Here is an 11,436-nt window from a genome sequence, read left to right on the forward strand (position 1 = left end):
GCAGGCTGCCCCCGCCCTGCATAGCGCTTGGGCAGGATCTCTAGATGAATAACACCCAAACCGCATAACCGGCATACCAGACCACTGCGGCACGAATCAGCAGTTGCCACAGCTGATCCAGGGTATCGACACCCTCCTCACCCATCACTGGCGGCGGCATCTCAGCGGCCGCACGTCCGGCCTTGATCACCAGTTGCGCGGCAGAAATGTCCCAGCTCAGCAGCTCATGCAGCAAGGCGCGGCTGACGGCGACGAAATTACCGACCAGCGCGAAACTGGAGGCCAGCACCCGCGCCGGCAGCCAATCGAAGGCATGTCGCAGTTGCACCGCTCGCTCACGCAACGCCGGCTGCTGCGCATGCTCGGCGCTCAGCGCCAGCAGGCGATACGCCAGCGCCGCCATCGGCCCAAGCAGCAGATACCAGAAAATAACCGCGAAGAAGCTTTGATACGCCTGCCACAGCAAGTGCCCCTGAACCTGCACCAGCAGCTCGCTGCCCTCCTCCGGTTCTAACGAAAGGTCACGTTCGGCCACGTGATAAGCCGCCTGACCATCGCCACGCCGCCAGGCATCACGAAACGGCCCCAGGGCGGCGAGCAGATCGCCACGCCCCAGGCTGTAGATCAGCACCAGCAAATGCACGGGCAACGCCAGCCAACCGTAAGCCAGCGGTTCGAGCACCAGCAAGAGCAGCCCCAGCACCAGCACCGGCAGCAACACCAGCAGCGCCAGGCACAGCCAGGGCGCCTGCTGAAAACCACCCTGTTGCAAACGCTGGAGCTGTGCCAACCAGGGGCCGTCCTGCTGGATGCGCAGACGCCAGGCAGAAAATTTCTCGACCCACAGCACCAGCAGAATCACCAGAAAACTCATTGCTACCTCTCCTTCAATTCGGCGTGCAGACGCGACCAGTCGAACGCTGCCCCCGGGTCGGTCTTGCGCCCAGGCGCGATATCGTTGTGGCCGCGGATGCGCTGCGTCGACAGTGCCGGGTAAGCGTCCAGCAACTGCCGCGTCAGCTCGGCCAACCTGGCGTATTGAGCATCGGTATAAGGCAGATCATCCGTCCCTTCCAGCTCCACACCCAGCGAAAAATCGTTGCAGTTGTCGCGCCCCTCGAACCAGGAAACCCCGGCGTGCCAGGCACGATCCAGACAGGAGACGAACTGCGTCAGCCCGCCATCACGCTCGATGAAAAAATGCGCGGAAACCTGCAAGGAAGCAATTTCGGCGAAGAAAGGATGCTCGTCCACCGGCAAGCGGTTCTGAAAGAACGCTTGCACCTTGCCAGTACCGAACTGCCCGGGTGGCAGGCTGATGTTGTGCACCACCAGCAGAGAGATCTCGCCACCGGGGCGAGCGTTGAAATTCGGCGATGGGCAGTGAGGGATGCCCTGAAACCAGCCAGTGGAAGGGTCGAGCAGCATGTGGCACTCCTGAACGTGTCACCACTCTAGAGCAGGTGGCTACGTCGGCCAAGCGCGAGGCCGCAACAGGATGTGCAAAGGCGGGAAAATCTCACGCTAAAACGAAGAGTGGCAAACGTTAGCGGGTGGGCGATACCAATCAACCAAACGCAGGCGGGAGTTTGTAGGAGCCAGCTTGCTGGCGATCAAATGCTCGCCTGACAAGGACCATCGCCAGCAAGCCGGCTCCTACAGATATCAGCAGCGGAGTTGCTCTCAGGCGTTCTTCAACTTACGCAGATTGCCAATGACCGACTCCAGGGCGCGGTCGAACAGCAACGCATCGTCAAGCAGGCGCACGGCGTTGCGGCGGAACTCCACCGCCAGCGCGTTGCGCGTTTTCTCCAGCACCTTCATGCCGGTGCGATTGACGAACACATACTTGCCAGTCGGCTTGATGATCGCCGCCAGCTTGCAGCGCAGCTTGTGCTCTTCATCTTCCTGGATTTCCACCCAGCTACCCACACGCAGGCTGTCCACCTGCAGCAACGCCTCGTCGTCGTCCGGGAGCACTACATCCGGCTCCTGCGGACGGGTCTGGCCCGGCGCGAGCAGAATGATCTCTTCGACCACCTCGACCATCGCCGGAGCGTCCTCGACCTCTTCGGCGGCCGGCAGCTCCAGCAGTGGCAAATCGATGCCGGCTTCGCTCGGATCGGTGTGCGCTGCATCCTCGGCAACGGCCGTCTCGGCTTCCGGGGCCGCGCGCTTGAAGCGTTGGAAGGCCTGCACATGCAGCACTTCCAATTGGCTGAAGAATTCGCTGGTAGAGAACGGATCGAACGCCGCACTGGCCATGCCTTCGCGCAGCGCCTTGAGCAAGCCGGGCACCAGTTCCAGCAAACGCAGACGCGCCTCGGGATCCTCGTGCGGGGCGACACTCCAGACCAGCTCATCCATGGTCTGCAGCGCAGCCTGCCATTCGTCCGATTCCACGCCATGCTTGAGGCAAGTGAGCATCAGCACCTTGCTCCAGGCTTCCTGCAGCAGCCGCACCACCACTTCCGGCAGGGTCTTGCCCAGCAGCCGCTCGTTCAGTGCATGTTCGACCTGGCGGCGGGCCAATTCGGCCTTGGCGCTGCCTTCCTCGGCGTCGCGAGTACGCTGTTCGAGCAGTTCACTACGACGACGCTCATCGCCAGTGAACGCCATGAACTCGGCCAGCAGTTCGGAGAAGATCGCCGGATCATCGACGAAATCGTTCAGCAGACGCTGCACCACCTGCTCGATCTTCTGATAAAGGCTGTCACGCTGTGCATCGTCCTGATCGACCCAACCCAGCGCGGCAGAGGCGATCTCGTTGAGCAAGCGGCGCGCCGGATGGCTGCCACGGCTGAAGAAGGTCTTGTCCAGCACCGCCACCTTGAGCATCGGAATCTGCAGGCGGCCAATCAGGGCCTTGAGCGAGTCCGGCAGAGTGCGGTCATCGAGAATGAACTCGAACAGCATCGACACCAGGTTGATCACGTCTTCATCGACTTCGCCGACCACGCGCGCCTTGCCACTCTTGACGCTGGCACGTTCGAGCAGGCGCTCGAGCTGATCGCGCAGATCGAAGTCCTCGATATTGACGTGCGCCGGAGCGCGCTGCTGCATGTGCGAGAGCAGGCGCATCAGATCATTGCTGGTGATCGGTAACGCATCGGCCACCTGAGCGCGGCGCGGCATGGCAGTACCGCGTACTTGCGAGAGCAAATCCTGCAGCGCACCGAAGACTTCCTGAACGCTCTGGTCGGCACCCTCGAGCAGGGAAATGCCTTCCTCGCCCGAGGACTGTGCATAAGCGGAAGCGGCAGGGCGTTGCTGACGGCGTGGCGGTGCGGACTTCAATTCCGGCAACACACCGGCATTGACCAGCGCCTGGTTGGCCTCGGCATACAGAATGTCGCAACTGCCTAGTACGTATTTTTCGAACAACTTAAGGATGATCAGCTTGACCTTGATCTCCACACCCAAGCCGCTGCAGGCATCGAGGAAGTACTCACTGAGCAGGGTTGGACCGAGTGGATTGCTCTTGTCGTCAAGCTTCTTGCTGATTACGGCGTTGAGGCGTGTGGTGAGGTGGCCCAGCGCCATGGCATCACGACTCATCACCTTGGCCACCATGGCATCCAGCGCCACGGTCTCCTCCAACTCGTCGTTCTGCACCAGGCTCAGACTGTCGAACGAAACCGCATCCAGAGCCGGCTGCGGCTTGCCGATTTCGTACTGATTGAGATTGGCGAAGGACTCGAACACCTTCTGCAGAAAGCCGCGCTCGATGTTCTTGCGCTTCAGGCGCAGGTCGCGCATCGCCTCGAAGAAAGCGTTCTGCTCGGCATTGCTGGTCGCCCGATCCGCCATCTCGAAGAGGGTATCGTCAGCATTGTCGAACAGGCTCTGCAGGTTCTGCTTGAGCTGTTGCGCGGCTTTGTCACGCACCTGAATCAGCGCCACGGGCAGTCTTCCTACCGGCGAAGTTGGCGATTGCTCAGCGGTGGCCTTGGTCAGCGGCACCACATTCGCGTCGGTCTTCATTCTAGTCTCCCGCAGACTGCCCGAACCCGAGCTTCCTGGTCTGCACAGCGTCAACCGAGCGTCGTCCTTAACGTCAAAGGCCTGGCGTCAATAATAAAAAAAGTAAAGCCATTATAGGGAGGCTGCGCGCCATACCAAGCCAATTTTTCCCACAGACATGACCCAGATCACAGATAGCTACACGCCACCTCCAGACGGTAGCCAATACACGACAGCCGTATCTCTGCAGCCTAACGCTGACAGCCCTGTGACGCTGCCCCGCTGGTCGGGCCGCACATGCCTTTTCTGATGCCGCACGCCGCAGCGAAATCCTTTGCCCTTCGATGGCTGCGAGCACACTTCAGCCCATTGCCCTGCCCCTGCCTGGCTCTATAATCGCCGCTCGTCTACACCGGAGCCGATCATGCCCAACCTGACCCTCGCCGACCTCAGCAGCGAAATCGAAGCCAACGTCCGCCGCGCCCTGGCCGAAGACATTGGCAGCGGCGACATCACCGCCCAGCTGATACCGGCCGAGCGCCTGGCCAGCGCCCGCGTGATCACACGGGAAGAAGCAGTAATTTGCGGCACCGCCTGGGTCGATGCGGTATTTCGCCAGCTCGACCCGCGCGTCGCAGTGCACTGGCAGGTGCAGGATGGCGACAAGGTCAGCGCCGACCAGACTCTGTTCCGCCTAGAAGGCCCGGCCCGCGCCCTGCTCAGCGGCGAGCGCAGCGCCCTGAACTTCCTGCAGACCCTGTCTGCAGTCGCCACCCGCTGCCGCCACTATGCCGACCTGGTTGAAGGCACCCAGGTAAAACTGCTGGACACTCGCAAGACCCTACCGGGCCTGCGCCTGGCCCAGAAGTACGCCGTAACCTGCGGCGGCTGCCACAACCACCGCATCGGTTTGTACGATGCTTTCCTTATAAAGGAAAACCACATCGCGGCCTGCGGCGGCATCGCCCAGGCAATTGCCGCCGCCCACAAGATCGCCCCGGGCAAGCCGGTGGAAGTGGAAGTGGAAAGCCTGGAAGAACTGCGCGAAGCGCTGGAAGCGGGAGCCGATATCGTTATGCTCGACGAGCTGTCACTGGACGACATGCGCGAAGCCGTAAGACTCACCGCCGGCCGCGCCAAACTCGAAGCCTCGGGCGGGATCAATGACAGCACCTTGCGCGTGATCGCAGAGACCGGCGTTGACTACATCTCGCTAGGGACGCTGACCAAGGATGTGAAGGCGGTGGATTTGTCGATGCGCTTGGCCCTATAAGCCACCGACTCACTGCAGGAGCCGCGCCTCGCGGCGAATCGCGGCCTCAGCGAAATCGCGCTGAGCTACAAAAAGCTCGCCCCGGGGCGTAATGCTGCTCACTTAAGGTTGCACGCGATTGACTCCCCTCTCCCATTTATGGGAGAGGGGCTGGGGGAGAGGGCTGAAAACGCCGCAAAACTGCCAGTTTTCCCCTCTCCCTAACCCTCTCCCCGAAGGGGCGAGGGGACTGATCGCGTCCGACCATTTCTTAAATGAACAGCATTACGCCCCGGGGCGGGGCTCCTACAATTTCAGGGCCGATGAAGGCATCGCGCGGGATGGATTAGCGAGCGTAATCCGCTGGACGCAGCCCACACCTGACACCTGAGTAAGCCGCCGACTCACTGTAGGAGCCGCGCCCCGCGGCGAATCGCAGCCTCAGCGAAATCGCGCTGGATTACCAAAATTCGCCCCGGGGCGGGGCTCCTACAATTTCAGGGCCGCTGATGGCATCGCGCGGGATGGATCAGCGAGCGTAATCCGCTGGACGCAGCCCACACCTGGTGCCAGAGCAAGCCACCGACTCACTGTAGGAGCCGCGCCTCGCGGCGAATCGCGGCCTCAGCGAAATCGCACCGGATTACCAAAATTCGCCCCGGGGCGGGGCTCCTACAATTTCAGGGCTGCTGAAGGCATCGCGCGGGATGGATTAGCGAGCGTAATCCGCTGGACGCAGCCCACACCTGACACCTGAGTAAACCACCGACCCACTGTAGGAGCCGCGCCCCGCGGCGAATCGCAGCCTCACCGAAATCGAGCTGGATTACAAAAATTCGCCCCGGGGCGGGGCTCCTACCATTTCAGGGCTGCTGAAGGCATCGCGCTGAGTGCAGCTATCTGCATCACCAGCAGCCTGATGACAAACGATGATGATGGAGGCAACTACGACGACTCCACCCTACACATCCGCCCTGCCGCGCTCATAAAAGGTCAACCCGACGCGAGCGATATGATCGAGCAGCGCCGGGTTATCGATACGATCCTTGAGAGAAAGATCGACCATCCAGGGCAGCAACAACTCGTCGATCTGGCTCTCCATGGCCAATAACTGCGCCAGTGAGAGCCCTTCCCCCTCAACCGTCAGATCGATATCCGACCCAACTCGATAATTACCTTTGGCACGTGAGCCATACAGAATGACTCGCTCGACCTGCGGACACGCGCGAAAAACAGCGCATAACTTCTCGACCGCATGCAGCGGCAACCCGAACCGACTCTCACCCGTCATAGTTCGCTGGCCAGCCCTTGCATCCGTTGCTGAAATTGCACGAAGAGATCCTGATAACGCGCCAGAATGCGCTCGGCGATCTCAATAGCGATGGATTCATTGTAGGTATGGGCCGTCTGATTACGGCTCTTGATCATCTCCATCCAACCTTCGCCATCGACGACCAGCCCCTGCTTGAACGCCGTGCGAATCGCATCGCGAGACCCCGTAATAGCCGGATTGCCCTGATAAACAAAATAATCTTTCATCAGATTCCAGGCCAACTCGAAAACAAACTCGAATGCCTGGATCAGCCCCTGTCGCTCCAACTCGCTGAGCGGACGACTCTGCGCCAGCTCAACCGCCCGGGTCAGTTGCCCAAGGGCACGCTGATAGTTGCTCAGTCGCTGTAGCCAGCGGATATCTTGATCAGTCATAGCAAACCCTTGCTCTATGCCAGGAGTTGAACGCTGCACCATCATACCGGGCACCATTCGCAGCTGCGCCCTTTTTGACGGTTGCCACAGCGGCAAATCACGGTCACGCCTCCGGCTATTCCATTCTACGAATCCGCCGTACCGCGAGGCGAACCCCATACACAGAGATATTCGACACCTTCCTGATCAAGGAAAAACACACCCCCCAGGCCATCAACGCCACCCACCAGATCGCCCCAGGCAAGCCGGTGGAAGTGGAAAGCCTGGAAGAACTGCGCCAAGCGCTGGAAGCGGGAGCCGATATCGTCATGCTCGACGAGCTGTCACTGGACGACATGCGCGAAGCCGTAAGACTCACCGCCGGCCGCGCCAAGCTCGAAGCCTCGGGCGGGATCAACGACAGCACCTTGCGCGTGGTCGCCGAGACAGGCGTGGACTACATCTCGCTAGGGACGCTGACCAAGGATGTGAAGGCGGTGGATTTGTCGATGCGCCTGGCGTTGTAAGCCACCGACCCACTGTAGGAGCCGCGCCCCGCGGCGAATCGCGACCTCAGCGAAATCGCACCGGATTACCAAAATTCGCCCCGGGGCGGGGCTCCTACAGCTGAAGGCATCGCGCGGGATGGATTAGCGAAGCGTAATCCGCTGGACGCAGCCCACACCTGACACCAGAGTAAGCCACCGACCCACTGTAGGAGCCGCGCCTCGCGGCGAATCGCAGCCTCAGCGAAATCGCACCGGATTACCAAAATTCGCCCCGGGGCGGGGCTCCTACAATTTCAGGGCTGCTGAAGGCATCGCACGGGATGGATCAGCGAAGCGTAATCCGTCGTTACGCAGCCCACACCTGGCACCTGAGTAAGCCACCGACCCACTGTAGGAGCCGCGCCCCGCGGCGAATCGCGGCCTCAGCGAAATCGCACCGGATTACAAAAATTCGCCCCGGGGCGGGGCTCCTACAATTTCAGGGCTGCTGATGGCATCGCGCGGGATGGATCAGCGAGCGTAATCCGCTGGACGCAGCCCACACCTGGCGCCAGAGTAAGCCACCGACCCACTGTAGGAGCCGCGCCTCGCGGCGAATCGCGGCCTCAGCGAAATCGCACCGGATTACCAAAATTCGCCCCGGGGCGGGGCTCCTACAGCTGAAGGCATCGCGCGGGATGGATCAGCGAAGCGTAATCCGTCGTTACGCAGCCCACACCTGGCACCTGAGTAAGCCACCGACTCACTGTAGGAGCCGCGCCTCGCGGCGAATCGCGGCATCAGCGAAATCGCACCGGATTACAAAAATTCGCCCCGGGGCGGGGCTCCTACAATTTCAGGGCTGCTGAAGGCATCGCGCGGGATGGATTAGCGAAGCGTAATCCGTCGGACGCAGCCCACACCTGACACCTGAGTAAGCCACCTACTCACTGTAGGAGCCGCGCCTCGCGGCGAATCGCGGCCTCAGCGAAATCGCACCGGATTACCAAAATTCGCCCCGGGGCGGGGCTCCTACAATTTCAGGGCTGCTGATGGCATCGCGCGGGATGGATCAGCGAGCGTAATCCGTCGTTACGCAGCCCACACCTGGCACCAGAGACAAATCACCTCAAGCCATCTCGTGGAGCTCAAGCCCACCCACAAAACTGGAGGAAACCACGGCTAGCACCAACGATTGCGAACAGGAACGCCGGAGAATAGACTAACCACGTTAGCTAACCAGGTACTCCACCATGAAAACCGAGACCCCCACCAACAGCCCGAAAATGGTCAATATTCACGACGCCAAGACGCACCTGTCACAACTGATTCTCGATGCCAGCCAAGGCAGCCCGTTTATCATCGCAAAGGCAGGCAAGCCGATGGTGAAGGTCATCTCGATCAACCAGGAAAGCAAACCTCGCACCGGGATGCTGACTGGCGTTTTCAATGTGCCAGACGACATTGACACACCGTTTCAGAATGAAATCGAGTCGATGTTCGGCGCATGAAACTGCTGCTCGACACTCATATTTTACTCTGGGCCTGCGCCACCCCCACCTCACTGCCAACCGACGCGGCCAATCTGATCAACGACCGCAACAACGAACTGCTCTTCAGCGCTGCGAGCATCTGGGAGGTTGGCATCAAGCATGCCATGGGCAAGGCCCACTTCCACTTTAACCCGGCAGTACTCAGAAGAGCACTGCTCGATGCAGACTATCAAGAGCTGGCAATGACCGGGCAGCACAGCATTGCAGCCGCCGCTCTTCCACCTATACATAACGACCCATTTGATCGAATGCTGATTGCTCAGGCCACCACTGAAGGCTTTATATTGGTCACAAGCGATCTGGCCATAGCGAAGTACGCGGGTCCAATCAGGCACGTCAAGTAAGAGCGACTCAGAACAGACCACGCACGCCATAAGCGGAAGTAGGGGAAATCGCGGCCTGTCCCTGGGCCCTATAAATCCCAGCTTGTTACACCGGAACTGGACTTCTGCATAGCAAGGCGCCCCCAGCCTTCACACGTCAAGGCAGCCACCACCCAGTAGGAGCCGCGCCTCGCGGCGAATCGATAGCAGGCTCACCACGAAACCAGCCGCCCACCTGTGCGGATATGACAACGTTTTTCTGAGAGAAAAACCTCAATCCTCCCGCGCATCCTTCAACAGAATGTTCTTGGAATAATCGAGAAATTCACCCAGGTGGCGGGTAATGACCGCAACGGTAATCGGTAGCTGCAGCGCCTGGTATTCATGAACAGCAATATTGCGATAGCCCACCATGCGCTTCAGCGCTTCGGCCAGGCTAACGTCGATCCAGCCGCCTGCAGCCAGCAGCGCAAAAACATCGCGCGCACTCTGCGGAATACCGAGACGCTCGCGCCGAATCAAATGCTGCCCCATATCCAGGGCCGCCTCGCAAGCGCGCTGGATGTTCAGAATGGCCGCATCCTGCCGAGTAAAGTCCTCTGCAAAACTCGCCGGGTCGCGCTCATACTCCTCACGCGCACGCCTGACGCCACGTTCGATGCTTGCGGCCTTGTTCAACAACACATCATCGGCCATACACCCGCCCATCTCGCTCGATATCCCGTAACAGAGGCGCCCTGGCCCGATCCAGCTCAAGCTTCTCGCTCAACACAGCACACTCGAACAAACCGGCCTCGGGCCCCTCAGCCACCCACCAGCGCTCGCCTTTTACCAACACCTGCTGCTGCATCACGGTGGAAGCCCTGCGCAAATCCAGCAGATCAACCGGACAACCCGCAATATCGGCAGCCTCGCTGGCAAGCTCCCAGAGCACCAGTGGATCAACATAACCTTTTACCAATACAGCCAAATCGAGATCACTGCCTTCGTCTGCCGTACCCTGGACACGACTGCCAAAGGCATAGATAGCCAGCAAACCATCCAGTCGCGAGCGCAGTAACTCGACCAGCACGACCTTATTCATAGCCAACCTCCGCATACACGCTTAGAAGTGTATCCCAACCGCTATAGCACCAAACAATGCCGAACCTACCGCCATGTAGACGACCGCTGCATGGCGGCAGGAAATAGAGCCAGGCCGGATGCCTGCAGGGCGGATTAGCCCCAGCCCCAAAAGCCGAACGCTCCATTCCAGGCGTCACGCAGATACTTCGGCAAACATCGTGGCCTGTAGCAAACGACTGATTAGACTTCGCCAATCTATCCTGAAAGCAGTCTTCGCCAAGCCGGTACCGAGCACACTTGAGTGGTCCCGCATTGAATCGCTATTTGTAGCGGCCGGCGCCAGAGCTATCGAGGGCAATGGCTCACGCGTACGCTTCGAACTGAATGGCGTGGTTGGCACCTTTCACCGCCCCCATCACGACAAGGAAGCCAAGCCGTATCAGGTTCGCGATGCACGGGCCTTCCTTGAACAAGCAGGAGTTACCCCATGAATGCGCATGCAATGACTTACAAGGGCTATGCAGCCCGCATCGAGTACAGCGACGAAGACGGCCTTTTCGTTGGTCACATCGCCGGCATTCGCGACGTGGTGGGTTTTCATTTTCATGGTGAGTCCGTTCAGGAACTTCGCACGGCATTCGAAGAAGCAGTGAACGACTACCTCGACACCTGCGCTCAGCTGGATCGCCCGCCGCAAAAAACCTACTCCGGCAAGCTCAGCCTACGCCTGGGGCCAGAGCTGCACGCCACGGTCGCGGTAAAAGCGGAACTGGAGCACAAGAGCATCAACCAGTGGGTTGCCGACGTGCTGAGCCGCGAGGCACATGCGTAGGCCATAACCGTAGGGCGCATTAGCCGCAGGCGTAATGCGCCGAACGATGCAGACCTGCCCCCTTGCCCCCTACCCATCCCCCGGCACCTCAAGCCCGATATCACCCGCCCAATCAACCGGGTAAAGCCCCATCACCACATCACGGTGAAAGCTCGAATGGGGCCAGTCCGCCACCCGCCCCACCAGCCCGTGTTTGCAAGGGTTGATGTAGACATAATCTATATGCCGGCGAAAGTCCTCGTCATCACGCAGTTGATGCTCCCAGTAGCGCCGC

12 protein-coding genes and 2 pseudogenes are annotated in these 11,436 nt (G+C 60.1%); 6 read left to right on the top strand and 8 right to left on the bottom strand.

The window, feature by feature from the left end; genetic code table 11:
- Positions 1-40 precede the first annotated feature (40 nt).
- The 3 genes from ampE to N5J71_RS03775 form a co-directional block, all read right to left on the bottom strand.
- A complete protein-coding gene (gene ampE / locus N5J71_RS03765; protein WP_279916334.1) occupies positions 41-874 on the bottom strand; it encodes a regulatory signaling modulator protein AmpE in 834 nt (277 codons plus the stop codon).
- 2 nt (positions 875-876) lie between these two features.
- Positions 877-1,428, bottom strand: coding sequence for a 1,6-anhydro-N-acetylmuramyl-L-alanine amidase AmpD (gene ampD, locus N5J71_RS03770; RefSeq protein ID WP_279916335.1), 552 nt, complete (start codon positions 1,426-1,428; stop codon positions 877-879).
- 255 nt (positions 1,429-1,683) lie between these two features.
- A complete protein-coding gene (locus tag N5J71_RS03775) occupies positions 1,684-3,984 on the bottom strand; it encodes a DUF1631 domain-containing protein (RefSeq protein WP_279916336.1) in 2,301 nt (766 codons plus the stop codon).
- A 403-nt stretch (positions 3,985-4,387) separates the two neighbouring features.
- Between N5J71_RS03775 and nadC the strand changes: the two genes are divergently transcribed.
- Positions 4,388-5,236: a carboxylating nicotinate-nucleotide diphosphorylase gene (gene nadC, locus N5J71_RS03780; RefSeq protein WP_279916337.1), complete on the top strand. Its 849-nt coding sequence runs from the start codon at positions 4,388-4,390 to the stop codon at positions 5,234-5,236.
- A 940-nt stretch (positions 5,237-6,176) separates the two neighbouring features.
- Here nadC and N5J71_RS03785 read toward each other — a convergent pair.
- Together N5J71_RS03785 and N5J71_RS03790 are read right to left on the bottom strand one after the other, a co-directional pair.
- Positions 6,177-6,506 (bottom strand): nucleotidyltransferase family protein, encoded by a 330-nt coding sequence (locus N5J71_RS03785; protein ID WP_074857740.1) that lies wholly within the window; start codon positions 6,504-6,506, stop codon positions 6,177-6,179.
- Positions 6,503-6,967, bottom strand: coding sequence for a nucleotidyltransferase substrate binding protein (locus N5J71_RS03790; RefSeq protein WP_255311574.1), 465 nt, complete (start codon positions 6,965-6,967; stop codon positions 6,503-6,505). Before N5J71_RS03790 ends, N5J71_RS03785 begins: the two co-directional genes overlap by 4 nt.
- 122 nt (positions 6,968-7,089) lie before the next feature.
- On the opposite strand from N5J71_RS03790, the pseudogene N5J71_RS03795 reads away from it, so the two are divergent.
- The 3 genes and pseudogenes from N5J71_RS03795 to N5J71_RS03805 form a co-directional block, all read left to right on the top strand.
- Positions 7,090-7,428: pseudogene (locus N5J71_RS03795) on the top strand (nicotinate-nucleotide diphosphorylase); the annotation flags it as partial.
- A gap of 1,214 nt (positions 7,429-8,642) precedes the next feature.
- Positions 8,643-8,900 carry a type II toxin-antitoxin system Phd/YefM family antitoxin gene (locus N5J71_RS03800; protein ID WP_004424974.1) on the top strand — a complete coding sequence of 86 codons (258 nt, stop codon included), beginning with the start codon at positions 8,643-8,645 and terminating at the stop codon, positions 8,898-8,900.
- Positions 8,897-9,286, top strand: coding sequence for a type II toxin-antitoxin system VapC family toxin (locus N5J71_RS03805; RefSeq protein ID WP_206407896.1), 390 nt, complete (start codon positions 8,897-8,899; stop codon positions 9,284-9,286). Before N5J71_RS03800 ends, N5J71_RS03805 begins: the two co-directional genes overlap by 4 nt.
- A gap of 252 nt (positions 9,287-9,538) precedes the next feature.
- Here N5J71_RS03805 and hepT read toward each other — a convergent pair whose 3' ends face one another.
- Together hepT and mntA are read right to left on the bottom strand one after the other, a co-directional pair.
- Positions 9,539-9,961, bottom strand: a complete 423-nt coding sequence (gene hepT, locus N5J71_RS03810; RefSeq protein WP_279916338.1) for a type VII toxin-antitoxin system HepT family RNase toxin — start codon at positions 9,959-9,961, stop codon at positions 9,539-9,541.
- The gene (gene mntA / locus N5J71_RS03815; protein WP_279916339.1) at positions 9,951-10,349 is read right to left on the bottom strand and encodes a type VII toxin-antitoxin system MntA family adenylyltransferase antitoxin; all 399 of its coding nucleotides are present in this window, start codon (positions 10,347-10,349) and stop codon (positions 9,951-9,953) included. Before mntA ends, hepT begins: the two co-directional genes overlap by 11 nt.
- A 217-nt stretch (positions 10,350-10,566) precedes the next feature.
- Between mntA and N5J71_RS03820 the strand changes: the two genes are divergently transcribed.
- Together N5J71_RS03820 and N5J71_RS03825 are read left to right on the top strand one after the other, a co-directional pair.
- The gene (locus N5J71_RS03820) at positions 10,567-10,821 is read left to right on the top strand and encodes a type II toxin-antitoxin system HicA family toxin (RefSeq protein WP_074857836.1); all 255 of its coding nucleotides are present in this window, start codon (positions 10,567-10,569) and stop codon (positions 10,819-10,821) included.
- Positions 10,818-11,162: a type II toxin-antitoxin system HicB family antitoxin gene (locus N5J71_RS03825; RefSeq protein WP_004424987.1), complete on the top strand. Its 345-nt coding sequence runs from the start codon at positions 10,818-10,820 to the stop codon at positions 11,160-11,162. The genes N5J71_RS03820 and N5J71_RS03825 overlap by 4 nt, the downstream gene beginning before the upstream one ends.
- Positions 11,163-11,231: 69 nt before the next feature.
- On the opposite strand, the pseudogene N5J71_RS03830 reads toward N5J71_RS03825, so the two are convergent.
- Positions 11,232-11,436 (bottom strand): annotated as a pseudogene (locus tag N5J71_RS03830) (REP-associated tyrosine transposase); the annotation flags it as partial.

Source organism: Ectopseudomonas oleovorans, assembly GCF_029845265.1.
Taxonomy (GTDB): Bacteria; Pseudomonadota; Gammaproteobacteria; order Pseudomonadales; family Pseudomonadaceae; genus Aquipseudomonas; species Aquipseudomonas oleovorans.